The sequence below is a fragment of the Streptomyces sp. NPDC021020 genome, from assembly GCF_044333285.1.
Taxonomy (GTDB): domain Bacteria; phylum Actinomycetota; class Actinomycetes; order Streptomycetales; family Streptomycetaceae; genus Actinacidiphila.
Genome location: NZ_JBIRQQ010000010.1, coordinates 61,394 through 77,585 on the forward strand (window position 1 = coordinate 61,394; position 16,192 = coordinate 77,585).

16 protein-coding genes are annotated in these 16,192 nt (G+C 74.4%); 9 read left to right on the forward strand and 7 right to left on the reverse strand.

The window, feature by feature from the left end; genetic code table 11:
• The first annotated feature begins 35 nt into the window (after window positions 1-35).
• The 5 genes from ACH4SL_RS28130 to ACH4SL_RS28150 all read left to right on the forward strand — a co-directional run bounded on the left by ACH4SL_RS28130 (window position 36) and on the right by ACH4SL_RS28150 (window position 5,181).
• Window positions 36-677 (forward strand): TetR family transcriptional regulator, encoded by a 642-nt coding sequence (locus ACH4SL_RS28130; protein WP_398450473.1) that lies wholly within the window; start codon window positions 36-38, stop codon window positions 675-677.
• A 186-nt stretch (window positions 678-863) separates the two neighbouring features.
• Window positions 864-2,102: a MurT ligase domain-containing protein gene (locus tag ACH4SL_RS28135; protein ID WP_398450475.1), complete on the forward strand. Its 1,239-nt coding sequence runs from the start codon at window positions 864-866 to the stop codon at window positions 2,100-2,102.
• A gap of 35 nt (window positions 2,103-2,137) precedes the next feature.
• Window positions 2,138-2,869 carry a type 1 glutamine amidotransferase gene (locus ACH4SL_RS28140; RefSeq protein ID WP_398450478.1) on the forward strand — a complete coding sequence of 244 codons (732 nt, stop codon included), beginning with the start codon at window positions 2,138-2,140 and terminating at the stop codon, window positions 2,867-2,869.
• A gap of 202 nt (window positions 2,870-3,071) precedes the next feature.
• Complete coding sequence (locus tag ACH4SL_RS28145) at window positions 3,072-4,097, forward strand: 6-phosphofructokinase (protein ID WP_031513423.1); 1,026 nt, start codon at window positions 3,072-3,074, stop codon at window positions 4,095-4,097.
• Window positions 4,098-4,224: 127 nt separating this feature from the next.
• Complete coding sequence (locus ACH4SL_RS28150) at window positions 4,225-5,181, forward strand: cytochrome c oxidase assembly protein (protein ID WP_398450480.1); 957 nt, start codon at window positions 4,225-4,227, stop codon at window positions 5,179-5,181.
• Window positions 5,182-5,211: 30 nt separating this feature from the next.
• Here ACH4SL_RS28150 and ACH4SL_RS28155 read toward each other — a convergent pair whose 3' ends face one another.
• Window positions 5,212-5,934 (reverse strand): TetR/AcrR family transcriptional regulator, encoded by a 723-nt coding sequence (locus ACH4SL_RS28155; RefSeq protein ID WP_398450482.1) that lies wholly within the window; start codon window positions 5,932-5,934, stop codon window positions 5,212-5,214.
• A gap of 184 nt (window positions 5,935-6,118) precedes the next feature.
• Here ACH4SL_RS28155 and ACH4SL_RS28160 point away from each other — a divergent pair, with 184 nt between their 5' ends.
• The 4 genes from ACH4SL_RS28160 (at window position 6,119) to ACH4SL_RS28175 (ending at window position 10,080) form a co-directional block, all read left to right on the forward strand.
• Window positions 6,119-7,576 carry an MFS transporter gene (locus ACH4SL_RS28160; RefSeq protein ID WP_398450484.1) on the forward strand — a complete coding sequence of 486 codons (1,458 nt, stop codon included), beginning with the start codon at window positions 6,119-6,121 and terminating at the stop codon, window positions 7,574-7,576.
• Between the two features lie 255 nt (window positions 7,577-7,831).
• Window positions 7,832-8,554, forward strand: a complete 723-nt coding sequence (locus ACH4SL_RS28165) for a lysophospholipid acyltransferase family protein (protein ID WP_398450486.1) — start codon at window positions 7,832-7,834, stop codon at window positions 8,552-8,554.
• A gap of 112 nt (window positions 8,555-8,666) precedes the next feature.
• Window positions 8,667-9,497: a TIGR02452 family protein gene (locus ACH4SL_RS28170; RefSeq protein WP_398450488.1), complete on the forward strand. Its 831-nt coding sequence runs from the start codon at window positions 8,667-8,669 to the stop codon at window positions 9,495-9,497.
• Window positions 9,498-9,537: 40 nt separating this feature from the next.
• The gene (locus tag ACH4SL_RS28175; protein ID WP_398450490.1) at window positions 9,538-10,080 is read left to right on the forward strand and encodes a YbaK/EbsC family protein; all 543 of its coding nucleotides are present in this window, start codon (window positions 9,538-9,540) and stop codon (window positions 10,078-10,080) included.
• A 102-nt stretch (window positions 10,081-10,182) separates the two neighbouring features.
• On the opposite strand, the gene ACH4SL_RS28180 is transcribed toward ACH4SL_RS28175, so the two are convergent.
• From ACH4SL_RS28180 to ACH4SL_RS28205, 6 genes are all read right to left on the reverse strand, one after another.
• Entirely contained in the window at window positions 10,183-11,769 is a 1,587-nt protein-coding gene (locus ACH4SL_RS28180) for an alpha/beta hydrolase (RefSeq protein ID WP_398450493.1), read from the reverse strand.
• A gap of 190 nt (window positions 11,770-11,959) precedes the next feature.
• On the reverse strand, window positions 11,960-12,745 hold the full coding sequence (locus ACH4SL_RS28185; protein ID WP_398450495.1) for an urease accessory protein UreD: 786 nt from the start codon (window positions 12,743-12,745) through the stop codon (window positions 11,960-11,962).
• Complete coding sequence (gene ureG, locus ACH4SL_RS28190) at window positions 12,742-13,425, reverse strand: urease accessory protein UreG (RefSeq protein WP_398450497.1); 684 nt, start codon at window positions 13,423-13,425, stop codon at window positions 12,742-12,744. Before ureG ends, ACH4SL_RS28185 begins: the two co-directional genes overlap by 4 nt.
• Window positions 13,426-13,440: 15 nt before the next feature.
• Window positions 13,441-14,163 (reverse strand): urease accessory protein UreF, encoded by a 723-nt coding sequence (locus tag ACH4SL_RS28195; protein ID WP_398450500.1) that lies wholly within the window; start codon window positions 14,161-14,163, stop codon window positions 13,441-13,443.
• 2 nt (window positions 14,164-14,165) lie between these two features.
• Entirely contained in the window at window positions 14,166-15,887 is a 1,722-nt protein-coding gene (locus ACH4SL_RS28200) for an urease subunit alpha (protein ID WP_398450502.1), read from the reverse strand.
• Entirely contained in the window at window positions 15,880-16,191 is a 312-nt protein-coding gene (locus ACH4SL_RS28205) for an urease subunit beta (RefSeq protein WP_398450504.1), read from the reverse strand. Before ACH4SL_RS28205 ends, ACH4SL_RS28200 begins: the two co-directional genes overlap by 8 nt.
• Between the last annotated feature and the right edge of the window lies 1 nt (window position 16,192).

Genomic DNA, 16,192 nt, shown 5'->3' on the forward strand with positions numbered 1-16,192 from the left:
CAGACCACCGCCATCGGACGACGGGGAGGTTCCGGGTGGAGACCGGCCAGCGGACCGAGCAGCAGGCAGCCACGCAGCGGCGGCGCAACGAGCTGCTGGAGGCCGCGGAGCGGGTCGTCCTGCGCGACGGCCCCGAGGCGTCGATGAACGCCATCGCGGCCGAGGCCGGGATCACCAAGCCCATCCTCTACCGCCACTTCGGCGACAAGAGCGGGCTCTACCGCGCCCTCGCCAAGCGCCACACCGACGCGCTGCTGGCGACCCTGCGCACCGCACTGGACTCCCCCGGCGACCGCCGCGACCGGGTCGAGGCGACGCTGCACGCGTACCTGTCGGCCATCGAGACCCGGCCGCAGGTCTACCGCTTCCTGATGCACCCCGCCGAGACCCCCTCCGACGAGCGCGGCTTCGACGTCGGCCGGCACTCCGTACCGCTGCTGCGCCGGATGGGCGAGGACCTCGGCGAGGTGATCGCCGAGCGCCTGGACCTCGGTCCCGACGGCCCGCAGCTGGCCCGGGTCTGGGGACACGGCATCGTCGGCATGATGTACGCCGCGGGCGACTGGTGGCTCGGCGAGCGCCCGCTGCCCCGCGACATCCTGGTACGCCACCTGGCCGATCTGCTGTGGGGGCGGCTCGTCGAGGCCGGCGACCGCGCGGGCAGCCCCGGGCTGTGACCGCGGGCACCCGGGAAGGGCAACCGCCCCGGCCGTGAGGTGCGGCTCCGGGGTCCGGAGTCGATAGGCTGACCTCGACCGGAACTTGCCGGCCGCCGTCGCGGCCGCCCGGGGGGACGGAAGACCGGCCCGCCGCGGGGGCGCGTGGGCTTCAGTCGCGCCGGATCCAGGAGGGAAGACAGACGGATGGCAGGCAAATCGGAGCCGCTGACGCCGCGGGCGAAGCTGGCCGTGACGGCGGGCAAGGCGGCCGCGGCGGTGTCCCGCGCGGCGGGCAAGGGCAGCGGGTCGGTGATCGGCGGCAAGGTCGCGCTGCGCTTCGACCCCGATCTGCTGGCCCGGCTCGCCCGGCATCTCGACGTCGTGCTGGTGTCGGCCACCAACGGCAAGACCACCACCACCCGGCTGCTCGCCGAGGCGCTGCGGGCCGGCGGCCCGGTCGTCTCCAACGCGCTGGGCGCCAACATGCCGGCCGGCATCACCTCCGCGCTGGCCGGCGGCTCCGACGCCCGCTTCGGCGTGATCGAGGTGGACGAGAAGTACCTGGCCGGTGTCGCGCGCGACGTCGCCCCCAAGGCCATCGCGCTGCTGAACCTCTCCCGCGACCAGCTCGACCGGGCCGCCGAGACGCGGATGCTCGCCGAGAAGTGGCGCGAGGGCCTGGCCGGTTCCGAGGCCGTCGTCATCGCCAACGCCGACGACCCGCTGATCACCTGGGCCGCCTCCTCCAGCCCCACGGTGGTGTGGGTCGCGGCCGGCCAGTCCTGGAAGGACGACGCCTGGTCCTGCCCGTCGTGCGGCGGGGTGCTCCAGCGCCCCGGCGACGACTGGTACTGCGGCGAGTGCGGCTTCCGCCGCCCCACCCCGACCTGGGCGCTGTCCGGCGACCACGTCGTCGACCCGTACGGCGTCGCCTGGCCGATCCACCTGCAGCTGCCGGGCCGGGCCAACAAGTCCAACGCGGCCGTCTCCGCGGCCGTCGCCGCGACCTTCGGCATCGACCCGAAGGTCGCGCTGGAGCGGATGTACAAGGTGCAGGCGGTCGCCGGGCGCTACGACGTGGTGAGCTTCCAGGGCCGCGACCTGCGGCTGCTGCTGGCGAAGAACCCGGCGGGCTGGCTGGAGACCTTCTCCCTCATCGACGGGCCCCCGACCCCGGTGATCCTGTCGGTCAACGCGCGCGGCGCGGACGGCACCGACACCTCGTGGCTGTGGGACGTGGACTACACCCGGCTGTCCGGGCACCCGATCATGGTGATCGGCGACCGGAAGCTGGACCTCGCGGTGCGCCTGGAGGTGGCGAACCAACAGTTCACGGTCTGCGCGAACCTCGACGAGGCGGTCAGGACCGCCCCGCCCGGCCGGATCGAGGCCATCGCCAACTACACCGCCTTCCAGGACCTGCGCCGCCGCGTCGGCAACTGACCCGGGCCGTCAAGGACCGTCAAGGAGATACCCCAATGAGTGAGTCCAGCCTGCGCCTGGTGTGGGTGTACCCCGATCTGCTGAGCACCTACGGCGACCAGGGCAACGCCCTGGTGGTGGAGCGCCGGGCGCTCCAGCGCCGGGTGCCGGTGACCCGGGTGGACGTCCGCTCCGACCAGGCCGTCCCCACCTCCGGCGACATCTACCTGATCGGCGGCGGCGAGGACCGCCCGCAGCGGCTCGCGGCCGAGCGGCTGCGCCGCGACGGCGGGCTGAGCCGCGCGGTGTCCAACGGCGCGATCGTCTTCTCGGTGTGCGCGGGCTACCAGATCCTCGGCCACGAGTTCGTCAACGACCTCGGCCGCCCGGAGCCGGGCCTCGGCCTGCTGGACGTGGTGAGCACCCGCGGCGAGGGCGCCCGCTGCGTCGGCGACGTGCTCGCGGACATCGACCCGCGGCTCGGCCTGCCGCCGCTCACCGGCTTCGAGAACCACCAGGGCATCACCCACCTCGGCCCGACCGCCCGCCCGTTCGCCCGGGTGCGGATCGGCCGCGGCAACGGCACCGGGGACGGCACCGAGGGCGCCTTCAACGACACCGTCTTCGGCACGTACATGCACGGCCCGGTGATGGCCCGCAACCCGCACATCGCCGACATGCTCATCAAGCTGGCGCTGGACGTCAACGCGCTGCCGCCGGCCGACGACCGGTGGTACGACGCGCTGCGGGCCGAGCGCATCGCGGCCGCGGAGCAGCAGCCCGCGTGAGCCCGCGGGCCCGCCGTCCGCGCCCCGCGGGGGTGTGGACGGCAAGCCGCCGGTAAACGTCTTCCTCGCGTTCGGTCAATCGTCAGGTGTCCGCAGTGCGGTCGCCGTGGAGGGCACGGTACGGGGATCGGTAAGCTTGCGGGTGATCCATCCGGACGACGTGGTCCGGCCGTCCCGACGAGTCGCGGGAGTAACGAGAGCAATGCGTATTGGTGTGCTGACCAGCGGCGGCGACTGCCCCGGGCTGAACGCCGTCATCCGGTCCGTCGTGCACCGCGCCGTCGTGGACCACAATGACGAGGTCATCGGCTTCCACGACGGGTGGAAGGGCCTGCTCGAGTGCGATTACCGCAAGCTCGACCTGGACGCCGTGAGCGGCATCCTGGCGCGCGGCGGGACCATCCTCGGCTCCTCCCGCGTGCAGCCCGCGCATCTGCGCGGCGGTGTGGAGACGGCCCGCGGCCATGTGACCGACCTGGGCCTGGACGCGATCATCCCGATCGGCGGCGAGGGCACCCTCAAGGCGGCCCGGCTGCTGTCGGACGCGGGCCTGCCGATCGTCGGCGTGCCCAAGACCATCGACAACGACATCGCCTCGACGGACGTCACCTTCGGTTTCGACACCGCCGTGACCGTGGCCACCGAGGCGCTGGACCGGCTGAAGACCACCGCCGAGTCCCACCAGCGGGTGCTGATCGTCGAGGTCATGGGCCGGCACACCGGCTGGATCGCGCTGCACTCCGGCATGGCCGCGGGCGCGCACGCGATCGTGGTGCCCGAGCGGCCCTTCGACATCGCGGAGCTGGCCGCGGTGGTCGGCAAGCGCTTCGAGGCGGGCAAGAAGTTCGCCATAGTGGTCGTCTCCGAGGGCGCCAAGCCGCGCGAGGGCACGATGGACTTCAGCGCCGGCGCCACCGACGTCTACGGCCACGAGCGCTTCACCGGTGTCGCCAACCAGCTCTCCGTGGAGTTGGAGGAGCGGCTCGGCAAGGAGGCCCGGCCGGTCATCCTGGGCCACGTCCAGCGCGGCGGCACCCCGACGGCGTACGACCGGGTGCTCGCGACGCGCTTCGGCTGGCACGCCGTGGAGGCCGTGCACAGCGGGCAGTTCGGCATGATGACCGCGCTGCGCGGCACCGACATCACGCTGGTGCCGCTGGCGGAGGCGGTGCAGCACCTCAAGACGGTGCCCGCCGAGCGCTACACCGAGGCCGAGTGCGTCCTGTGACGCGCTGACCGCGACGACGACCGCGGCCCGCCCCCGCCCGGAGTGCCGGGCGGGGGCGGTTCTACTCTGGAGCGGGCACATCGGTCGAATCGGCCGGCTGCCGCTCGGCGCGACGGAGGAGTGAGCGATGGACCACGGTGGGCACGGCATGCACATGGACCTGCCGCCGTTCACCCTCGGCCGGGGGCTCGCCGTCACCGGCGGCGATCCGTACTTCGCCGCCGGCTGCGCGCTCGCGCTGGTGCTCTACGGCTGGGCGGTGCTGCGGCTGCGGCGGCGCGGGGACGCGTGGGCGGTGGGCCGTACGGTCTCCTTCGTCCTCGGGGTGCTGACGATCGCCGCGACGATGTGCACCCGGCTCGACGACTACGGCATGGTCATGTTCAGCGTGCACATGGTGCAGCACATGATCCTCAGCATGCTCTCGCCGATCCTGCTGCTGCTGGGCGCGCCCGTCACGCTCGCGCTGCGCGCGCTGCCGGCCGCCGGCCGCGGCCGCACCGGTCCGCGCGAGCTGCTGGTCAAGCTGCTGCACAGCCGCTACGTGCGGGTGGTCTCGCACCCGGCCTTCACCATCCCGCTGTTCGTCGCGAGCCTGTACGGGCTCTACTTCTCCTCGCTGTTCGACTCGCTGATGCGGCACAGCCTCGGGCACACCGCGATGATGGTGCACTTCCTCGCGGTGGGGCTGCTCTTCTTCTGGCCGATCATGGGCGTCGACCCGGGCCCGCACCGGCCGGGCTACGTGATGCGGATGCTGGAGCTGTTCGCCGGGATGCCCTTCCACGCCTTCTTCGGCATCGCGGTGATGATGGCGAGCGAGCCGCTGGTGAGCACCTTCAAGCACCCCGCTGCGTCGCTCGGCATCGACCCGCTGGACGACCAGACGGCGGCCGGCGGCATCGCGTGGGCCTTCAGCGAGATCCCCTCGGTCGTGGTCCTCATCGCGCTGCTCATCCAGTGGTACACGTCCGAGCAGCGGCAGGCCCGCCGCAAGGACCGTGCCGCGGACCGGGACGGCGACGCCGAGTTGGTCGCCTACAACGCGTACCTGGCCTCGCTGGAGTCGCGCGGCCGCGGCTGAGCCCCGCTCCCGCCGGGCCGGGGGCCGCGCTCAGGACGCCGGGAGGTGGGCGGCCAGGCCGGTGACCATCAGATCCAGGCCGAATTCGAAGCGCTCGTCGCCGACGTCGCGGGCCAGCTCCGCGACCATGCCGGTGAGCATCGGGAAGCGGTCGGGCGGCAGGGCGGCGATGTAGTCCTCCACCCGCGCGGCGGTGTCCGGGCCGGGGCCTCCGCTGCGCGCCCGGTACGCCCGGGACGCCTCCTCGGCGGCGATACCGGTGACGTACATGCTCAGCGCGTCCACCGCGTACGCGCACACCTGCTTCGGCAGGCCCGCGGCGGCCAGGATGGCGAGCATCCCCTCGCTGTGGACGGTGATGCTCTCACCGGTGGGCACGCCGATCTCCGGCAGCAGCCGGGCCAGGTCGCCGTGCGCGACGAGAGCGCGGCGGCCGTCCCGCGCCACGTCCTTGATCTGCTCGCGCCACCGCTGCGGGTCCGGCTCCGGGCAGGTGACGTCGGCCAGTACCCGGTCCAGGACCAGGACGATCATCTCCTCGCGGCCCGACACGTGCGCGTAGAGCGACGCCGGACCCGTGCCCAGCTCCTGGGCGACCCGGCGCATGGTCATCGCCTCGACGCCCTCGGTGTCGATCACGTGCAGCGCCGCGGTCACGACCGCCTCGCGGGAGAAGGTGCGCCGCGGGGCGGACCTGCGCGGGCGCTCCCAGGGCAGGGCGGGGGCACCGGTCGGCTCGGTGGGCTGCGGCACGGGCTCCTCCTGCGGGGTACTGGGGTCCACGGTAACCGAAACGAACGCCGTTCGCGAGATACGAACAATGTTCTTGACGACGAACAGCGTTCGCCACTAGAACGGTGTTCGTCATCACACGAACGCCGTTCGCGTGGCGCCCCGAAGGCCGGCGCCCGCCCGCAGCGAAAGCGAAGGACCCGCCATGACCACACCCGCCACGGACCAGCCGGCCCGTGCCGGCGGCGTACGTGACCGCGCCCCCGCCCCCCGCGGGGGCACCCGGATGCGCTGGCTCGGCCTCGCCGTCGTACTCGCCGTCGAGGTGATGGACCTGCTGGACGCGACGATCGTCGGCGTCGCCTCCCCCGCCATCCAGGCCGACTTCGGCGGCAGTTCCACGCAGATCCAGTGGATCGCCGCCGCCTACACGCTGGCCTTCGCGGTGCTGATGATCACCGGCGCACGGCTCGGCGACATCGTGGGGCGCCGCCGGATGTTCCTGATCGGTGTCGCGGGCTTCGGGCTGTGCTCGCTGCTGTGCGCGTGCTCCGGCTCGGCGGGGATGCTGATCGGGATGCGGGCGGCGCAGGGCGGCTTCGCCGCGATGATGGTCCCGCAGGGCCTCGGGCTGGTCCGGGAGCTCTTCCCGCCCGAGGAAATCGGGGTGGCGTTCGGCGTCTTCGGGCCGGTCATGGGCCTCGGCGCGGTCGCCGGACCGGTGCTCGGCGGCTACCTCACCGACGCGGACGTGCTCGGCACCGGCTGGCGCGCGGTCTTCCTGATCAACCTGCCGCTCGCGCTCGCCGCCTTCGCCCTCGCCCTGCGGGTGCTGCCCGAGAGCAGGGCGCCGCACTCGCCGCGGCTCGACCTGCCGGGCGTCGCGCTGCTGAGCACCGCGGTGCTGATGCTGGTCTACCCGCTGGTGCAGGGCCGCGACCTGGGCTGGCCGCTGTGGTCGTACCTTCTGATGGCCGGTTCGCTGCCGGTCTACGCGCTCTTCGCCCGCCACCAGGGCTGGGTCCGGCGGCGCGGCGGCTCGCCGCTCATCGAGCCCGGCCTCTTCCGGCACCGCGGCTTCACCGGGTCCCTCGCCGTCGGGCTGGTCTTCTTCGCCGCGATGACCGGGCTGATGCTCGTGGTGCCGCTGTACCTCCAGTACGGGCTCGGTTTCAGCGCGCAGAAGGCCGGGCTGTCGATGATTCCCTGGGCGCTGGGCGCCGCGGTGGGGGCGACGCTGTCGGGGGCGTGGCTGGGGCGGAAGTACGGGCGGGCCGCGCTCCAGGGCGGGCTGCTGGTCGCCGCGGCCGGGGTGGCGTCGGTCGCGCTCACGGTCCACGCGGCGGGCACGCCGGGCGGCTGGCAGCTCGCCCCGGCGCTGCTGGGCAGCGGGATCGGGCTGGGCATGGTGATGGCGCCGTTCTTCGACATCGCGCTCGCCGGGGTGTCGGACGAGGAGGCCGGGTCGGCGTCCGGGGTCCTCAACGCGGTGCAGCAGCTGTCCGGCTCGGTGGGCGTGGCGGTGCTGGGCACGGTCTTCTTCTCCCGCGCCGGGCAGCACGGCATGGGCGGGGCGCTGGAGACGGTGATGCTGGTCGCGTCCTGCGCACTCGCCGCCGCGGCTGCGGTGGCCTTCCTGATGCCGCGCCGGGCGGCGCACTGAGGCCCCCGGGGCCGCGGCCCCATGGCGTACGGCCCGGCCCCACGGGGGAGCCGGGCCGCGGTGCGTGCGGGGGCCCTTGCCGGGGGGCGTGCGCACGGCGGCACCGGGGCCGGTACGGGCCGTGCGGCGCGGGTGGCGGGCGGCGGCCGCCGCGCTGGTCGGTACGGGCGCGCGGGCACTACTCTGCCGGGGCGCCGGGTGGACCGGCCGTGCGGGCCGGGAGCGCCCGGACCGCCGTCGAGGGGGAGGCTGCCCGTGTTCTACCGGGTGCTCAGGTACGTCATACTCGGGCCCTTGCTGCGGATGTTCTTCCGGCCCCGTATCGAGGGCGCGCAGAACATCCCGGAGACCGGCGCCGCCGTCATCGCCGGCAACCACCTCTCCTTCTCCGACCACTTCGTGATGCCCGCGATCCTGCCGCGCCGGATCACCTTCCTGGCCAAGGCCGAATACTTCACCGGGCCGGGCCTCAAGGGCCGGCTGACGGCGGCCTTCTTCCGCGGGGTGGGCCAGATCCCGGTGGACCGCTCCGGCGGCGGCGCCTCGCAGTCCGCGATCGACGCGGGGCTCGGCGTGCTGCGCCACGGCGAGCTGCTCGGTATCTACCCCGAGGGCACCCGCTCGCACGACGGGCGGCTCTACCGCGGCCGGACCGGCGTCGCGGTGATGGCGCTGCGCGCCCGCGCGGCCGTCGTGCCGTGCGCCATGATCGGGACCTTCGAGCTCCAGCCGCCCGGCCGCAAGCTGCCGCGCCTGGGCCGGGTCACCATCCGCTTCGGCGAGCCGCTGGACTTCAGCCGCTTCTACGGCATGGAGGGCGAGCGGCACGTGGTGCGGGCGGTCACCGACGAGATCATGTACGCGATCATGGAGCTGTCCGGGCAGGAGTACGTCGACCGCTACGCGGGCGAGGTCAAGGCGGAGGCGCAGGCGCAGAAGGGCTCCGGCTCCCGGCTGCGCCGCGGTTCGGGCTCCTGACCGCGGAGGCCTGCGGCCCCGCGGGCTGACGGGCCGCCGGGCCGACGGGCCGTCAGCCCGCCGCGAATACCGGTTCGCGCGGCGGTGCCCCGCCCCCGTAGGGTCTGACTCCGTGAGCGCACGACTGCGGAACATCGCGATGGAGAACCAGCGGTTCGTCGAGGAGGGCGGCTACCCCGGCCCCGGCGGGCAGTGGGTCGGCCTCGGCGGTGTCGAGGCGGCCGCGGACGGCACCCGGATGTTCGGCCCGGACCCGGTCCCCGTCCCCGAGGCGGCGTCCGGGCCCGGCGCGCGCTGCACGGTCACCGGCGAGGACAGCCTGGTGGCCGCGCAGCGGCTGGTCGCCGCGGGCGGCGGGCCCGTGGCCGTACTGAACTTCGCCTCCGCCCGCAATCCGGGCGGCGGCTACGTCAACGGGGCGCAGGCGCAGGAGGAGGCGCTGTGCCGGGCCTCTGCGCTCTACAGCTGCCTGCTGCGCGCGCCCGGCTACTACGCCCACCACCGGGCGCACCGCGACCCGTTCTACTCGCACCGCGTCATCCACTCCCCCGCGGTGCCGGTCTTCCGCGACGCGCGCGGGGCGCTGCTGGACGAGCCGTGGGCGGTCGGCTTCCTCACCTCGCCCGCGCCCAACGCCGGGGTCGTCGCACGTACCCTGCCGGAGCGCAGGGACGAGATAGGCCCGGCGCTCGACACGCGCGCCGAGCGGGTGCTGGAGGTGGCGGTCGCCCAGGGCTACCGCCGGCTGGTGCTCGGCGCGTGGGGCTGCGGCGTCTTCGGCAACGACCCGGCGCGGGTGGCGGAGGCCTTCGCCGTCCTGCTGCGGCCGGGCGGGCGCTTCGCGCGGGCGGTCGACGAGGCGGTCTTCGCCGTCCTCGACCGCCGCCCGGACTCCCCCACCCGCGCGGCCTTCGCCGCCGTCTTCGGCGCCGCGCCGGTCTGATCCCCCGTCATCCCCGACACCGAGCGAACCCCAGGCGGTCATGAGCGACACCCAGGAAACCCCCGAAGCCGCAGAAGCCCCGCTGGCTGCGGCGCAGCCGGACGACCACGCCACCTACCACCGGCTCATCGCGCTGCTCGACGCGCAGGGCGCCGACTACCGGATCGTCGAGCACGCACCGCAGGGCGCGACCGAGCTGGTCAGCGAGCTGCGCGGGAACACCCTCGCGCAGGCGGCGAAGTGCATCGTGGTGATGGTCAAGGTCGGCAAGAAGACCACGCGCTACGTGCTCGCGGTGGTGCCCGGCGACAAGCGGGTGGACCTCGGCGCGGTCAAGGCGCTGCTGTCCGGCACCTATGTCTCCTTCGCCTCCCGCGACATCGCCGAGCGGCTGGCGGGCAGCGTGAGCGGCACCGTGCTGCCCTTCTCCTTCGACGAGAAGCTGGAGCTGGTCGTCGACCCGGGGCTGCTGGAGCACGACACGCTCTACTTCAACGCCGCCCGCCTCGACCGCTCGCTCGCGCTCTCGGCGAAGGACTACGTGCGGATCGCCGCGCCCCGTACCGAGGCCATCGCGCTCTGACCGGCCCGCGCCGGCCCGTACACGCCGCGGGCCGCCGCCCGCACCCGCCCGTGGGCGGGGTGCGGCCGGCGGCCCGGTGAACGGCCGTACGGGGTGCGCCGGTTACGGCACGGGCGTGGCGTGCGGTCCGCACACCACGTCCTGCCGGTCCAGCGTGCCGTGCAGCAGGTAGTCGTCGACCCGGGAGTTGATGCACGGGTTGACGAGGTTGGTCACGCCGTGCGAGCCGGCGCCCTGCTCGGTGATCAGCCGCGATCCGGTGAGCCGGCGGTGCGTCTCCAGCGCGCCGGTGTACGGGGTGGCGGCGTCCCTGGTGCTCTGGACGATCAGCACGCCGGGCAGCCCGCGGTGCCCGCGTACGTCGACCGGGGTCTGCTGCTTGACCGGCCAGGTGGCGCACGGCAGGTTCATCCAGGCGTTGGACCAGGTCAGGAACGGGTACTGCGCGTTGAGCGCGGTGTTGTCCCGGTCCCACGTGTGCCAGCTGGTCGGCCATTTGGCGTCGGTGCACTCGACCGCGGTGTAGACGGCGTTGCCGTTCTCGCCGGTGGTGTTGCCCGCGGTGTCGGACGGGTCGGGGGCCGCCGCGTCCAGCATCGCCTGGGTGTCACCGCCCTCGTACGCGCTCCACACACCGGCCACGGTCGCCCACGTGGAGTCGTAGTACGGCGCGTTCTGGAAGAAGCCCAGCAGCTCGTTGGGGCCGACGACACCGCCGATCGGGTGTGCCTTGGCGGCCGCGCGCAGCGCCTCCCACTTCGCCTCGACCTGGGCGACGGTGCTGCCCAGGTGGTAGACGGAGTCGTACTTCGCGACCCAGGTCTCCCAGTCGTTCCACCGGCCCTCGAAGGCGATGTCCTGGTCCAGGTTGTTCTGGTACCAGATCTGGTCGCGCGACGGGTTGACCACACTGTCGATGATCATGCGGCGCACGTGCGTCGGGAAGAGCGTCGCGTAGACCGAGCCGAGGTAGGTGCCGTAGGACACCCCGAGGTAGTTGAGCTTGCTCTCGTGCAGCGCGGCCCGGATGACGTCCAGGTCGCGGGCGGTGTTCGGGGTGGTCATCTGGGAGAGCATCGCGGCGCCGGTCCGCTCCAGGCAGCCTGCCGCGTACTCGGCGGCCAGCTTGCGCTGGGCCTGCTTGTCGGCGTCGCTGTCGGGCACCGGGTCGGCCTTGGGCGCCTGGGCGTAGTCCGCCGGGTCCTCGCAGGAGATCGGCGCCGAGTGGCCGACACCGCGCGGGTCGAAGCCGACGAAGTCGTACGCCTTGGCCGTCTTGGTCCACAGCGCGGCGCTGGTGGTGACCCGCACCGGGAAGCGCAGGCCGGAGCCGCCGGGGCCGCCCGGGTTGTAGATCAGCGAGCCCTGGTGCTCGGCCTTGGTGCCGGTGGCGACGGCGCGGTCGACCGCGAGCTTGACGGTGGCGCCGAACGGCTTGCGGTAGTCGACAGGCACGGTGACCCAGCCGCACTGCACCGGGGTGGCGAGGCCCCAGTCGGCCGGGCAGTCCGCCCAGCTGATCCCGGTGCGCCAGGCGTTCGCGGCGGCGACGGCCACACCCGCAGCCTCCGGCACGGTCACCGAGGACGGCTGTCCGTGGTGGGCGGACCCCGCGGTCGCGGCCGGGGCCGCGGCGACGACTCCGGCGATCAGGGCGCCGGTGGAGACGAGCACGATGGTGCGTCTCACGTCGAAACTCCCCCTCTCCTCCGTGGCTTGTGGCCACGGTGATCACTGTGATCAGAAGCGAATCCTTTCCCCTGTGGGGCGGCTGTGAACAGGCCGGGCGAGTGATTCTTCATCAAAGCGTGATTTCTGCCCGGCAGGGTGCGGTCCGGTCGGGTGACGGTACGTCACCACGACTGCGGGCCGGGCACCTTCAGCGGGTCGCGGCGCGCGTCAGCGTGTCGGCCACGACGGTGAAGGCGGCGCGGGGGCCCGCGGAGGTCAGCAGCACGCCGGGGCCGGCCAGCTCGGTGAGCGAGGTCAGCGGCGGCAGTGCGGGGCCGGGCGGCGGGTCGGGCGCGGGCACGACGAGCAGTTGGCCGAGCGTGCGGTACGGGCCGAGGACGGCGGGCCCGTCCCAGCCCGGCGGCGCACCGGGGCCGACGTCGAGGGCCTGGTCGAGCAGCGGGCGGCCGCCGTAGATGACGGTGAGGCGGGTGCCGAGCCTGCCGGGCGCCTCCGCGTGCCGGCCGAGCACCAGCTCCTCGCGCAGTACGAGCCGGGCGCCGGGGGCGAGCGTCACCCGGGTCGTCATCCGCAGGTCGCTGCCGCGCGCGGCGATCACCGGCTCGGGCAGCCAGTGCAGTTCGGCGTCCGCGCCGACCGTGAGGCGTACGTCGTACTGCGCGGGCCGCCCGTCGCGGCCGGGCAGCGACACGGTCGCCGCGGACGCGTCGACGACCAGCCGGGCGCCGGCGGCCGCCTCGGCCTCGATCCGCAGGCGGTCGCCGCCGAGCGGCGCGCTCATGGCCCCCACGACGGTGACCCGCGCCCAGCCCTCCCGCTCGGCGCGGGTGCGGCGCGGCGCCAGCGGCCCGGCCCCGGCGAGCAGCGGCAGCGAGGTGCCGCCCCGCCCGTCGCCGACGGCGCGGATCCGCGCGGTGGCGCTGACGGCGCCCGGGGGGCGGGTGTCCGCGCCGCGGGCGGCGGTCGCGGTCACGCGGTCCAGGCCGCGAGGCGCTCGCCGACCCAGGCGGCGACCGGGTCGATGCCGTCGCCGCGGGCGACGGAGGTGAAGACGACCGGCAGCGGGCCGCGCTGGGCGGCGGCGTCGCGGGCCATCCGCTCCAGGTCGGCGCCGACGTGCGGGGCGAGGTCGGTCTTGTTGACGACCAGCAGGTCGGCGGTGGTGACGCCGGGGCCGCCCTTGCGCGGGATGTCGTCGCCGCCCGCGGTGTCGATCACGAAGATCTGCGCGTCGGCCAGGCCCCGGGAGAAGGTCGCGGTGAGGTTGTCGCCGCCGGATTCGACGAGCACCAGGTCCAGCGGCCCGACCGCCTCCTCCAGGTCCTCGACGGCTTCCAGGTTGGCCGAGATGTCGTCGCGGATCGCGGTGTGCGGGCAGGCACCGGTCTCGACACCGACGATCCGCTCGGGCGGCAGCACGGCGTTGCGCAGCAGGAAGTCGGCGTCCTCGCGGGTGTAGATGTCGTTGGTGACGACGCCGATGGCGAAGCGGTCGCGCAGCACCCGGCACAGCGCCGCCACGGTGGCGGTCTTGCCGGAGCCGACCGGGCCGCCGAGCCCGATCCGCAGGGCCCGGCGGCGGCCGTCGGGGCGCAGCGCCTCGGCGGAGTGGGAGTGCCGCTGGGGGAAGACCTCGGGGTGGTCACGGTGCATGAGGGGCTCCGGGGGTCAGGAGGCGAAGAGCCGCACCGGCCATGCCGCGTGCTGCTCGGCGGCGATGTCCGGCAGCGGCGCGGAGGCGGCGGGCAGGGCGGTCGGGCCGTGGTCGCGGGCGAGGTCCGCGGCGCGGGCGGCGGCGTCGGCGACGGCGTCGACCTGCGGGGCGAGCCCGGCGAGGACGCCGGCGGCGTGGAAGGGGTCGAGTCCGAGCAGCCGGACGGCGGCGCCGGACGGGCCGGTCACGGCCTCGTACGCCGCGGCGCGGGCGGCGTCGGCGGGGTCCAGCCCCGCGGCCCGCGCGACCAGGCCCAGCACGACGGGCTGGTGGGCGCCGCGCGGGCGGGCCGCGGCCAGCTCCTCCAGCGCGCTGGAGGGCCAGGTGGCGCGGGCGGCCCGGGTGAGCTGGCGGCCCAGTTTCCGGGAGGCGGTGCGCAGCGCGAGCGAGGGCGTGCGGGCGTCGGCCGCGTCGTCGAGGCCGAGCGGGTCGAGTCCTGCGGCCGCCGCCGCGGCCAGTGCGGCGGCGACCAGTCCTGTGGTGTGCAGCCGCCCGCGGCAGTAGTCCGCGAGGGTGGCCGTGTCGCGGATCCGCCCGTCGGCGACGGCTGCCTCGGCGCCGCCGGAGTGGGCGTGGCCGCCGGCCGGGAAGCGGCCGTCGCAGAGCAGCAGCAGGGCGGCGAGGGCTCCCGTACCGGCGGGCGCGGGGTCGGCGGGCAAGGGGTCGGCCGGCGTCATGCTCAGAAGAGGAAGTAGCGCTGGGCCATGGGCAGTTCGGCGGCGGGCGCGGGCTCCACCGGCTCGCCGTCGATCGTGACCGTGAAGGTGTCGGGGTCGACGCGCACGTCCGGCAGCGCGTCGTTGCCGCGCATGTCGGCCTTGGTGACGGCCCTGGTGCCGCGGGCGGCGGCGAAGGGCTTGGCGAGGCCGAGCCGTTCGGGCAGGCCGTCGTCGAGCGCGGACTGGGTGACGAAGGTGAAGGAGTTGGCGGCGGGCGCCGACCCCGTGGCGCCGAACATCGGCCTCGGCAGCACGGGCTGCGGGGTCGGGATGGAGGCGTTGGCGTCGCCCATCTGGGCGTAGGCGATCTGCCCGCCCTTGAGCACCAGGTCCGGTTTGACGCCGAAGAAGGCCGGGTCCCACAGCACCAGGTCGGCGAGCTTGCCGGGCTCGACCGAGCCGATCTCGTGGTCCAGGCCCTGCGCCACGGCGGGGTTGATGGTGTATTTGGCGACGTAGCGGCGGGCCCGGTGGTTGTCGGCGGGGCCGTCACCGGGCAGGGCGCCGCGGCGGCGCTTCATGACGTGCGCGGTCTGCCAGGTGCGCAGTGCGATCTCGCCGATGCGGCCCATGGCCTGCGAGTCGGAGCTGACGATGCTGATCGCGCCCAGGTCGTGCAGCACGTCCTCGGCGGCGATGGTGGACGGGCGGATGCGGGACTCGGCGAAGGCGAGGTCCTCGGGCACGGCGGGGTTGAGGTGGTGGCAGACCATCAGCATGTCGAGGTGCTCCTCGACGGTGTTGACGGTGTGCGGCCGGGTCGGGTTGGTGGACGACGGCAGCACGTTGGGGTGCGCGACGACGGTGATGATGTCCGGCGCGTGCCCTCCGCCCGCTCCCTCGGTGTGGTAGGCGTGCACGCCGCGGCCCGCGATGGCGGCGAGGGTGTCCTCGACGAAGCCGGCCTCGTTCAGGGTGTCGGTGTGCAGGGCGAGCTGCGCCCCGGACTGCTCGCAGACCCGCAGGCACGCGTCGATCGCGGCGGGCGTGGCGCCCCAGTCCTCGTGGATCTTGAAGCCGAGCGCGCCCGCCCGCAGCTGGGCGTGCAGCGCGTCCGGGTTGACGGTGTTGCCCTTGCCGAGCAGCCCGACGTTGACCGGGAAGCCCTCCAGCGCGGCGAGCATCCGGGCCAGGTGCCAGCCGCCGGGGGTGACGGTGGTGGCCTTGCTGCCCTCGGCAGGTCCCGTGCCGCCGCCGATGACGGTGGTCACGCCGGAGGAGAGGGCCTGGGGTATCAGGGTGGGCGAGATGAAGTGGACGTGCGCGTCGATCGTCCCGGCGGTGAGGATCCGGCCGTTGCCCGCGATGATCTCGGTCTCCGGGCCGATGACCAGGTCCGGGTGGACGCCGTCCATGGTGTCGGGGTTGCCGGCCTTGCCGAGCGCGGTGATCCGGCCGTCGCGCAGGCCCACGTCGGCCTTGACCACGCCCCAGTGGTCGAGCACGACGGCCCCGGTGACCACGGTGTCCGGCGCGCCCTCGGCCCGGGTGGTACGCGCCTGGCCCATGGACTCGCGGATGACCTTGCCGCCGCCGAAGACTGCCTCGTCGCCGGCGAGTCCGGGGCCGCCTGCGAGGTCGCGCTCGACCTCGATCAGCAGGTCGGTGTCGGCGAGCCGGATCCGGTCGCCGGTCGTGGGGCCGTAGAGGTCGGCGTAGCGGGGGCGGGCGAGTTCAGCCATCGAGAGCTCCCGCGGTCCGGCCGCGCAGCCCGGGGACGACCCGGGCGCCGGCGATCGGCACCAGGGCGACCTCGGCGGGGATGCCGGGCTCGAAGCGGACAGCGGTGCCGGCCGGGACGTCCAGTCGCAGCCCGTGGGCGGCGGCCCGGTCGAAGTCCAGGCCGGGGTTGGCCTCGGCGAAGTGGTAGTGGGAGCCGACCTGGACGGGCCGGTCGGCGGTGTTGAGCACCGTGAGCCGGGTGACCGGGCGGCCGGCGTTGAGTTCTACGGGCGCGTCACCGTACACGATTTCCCCCGGGATCATG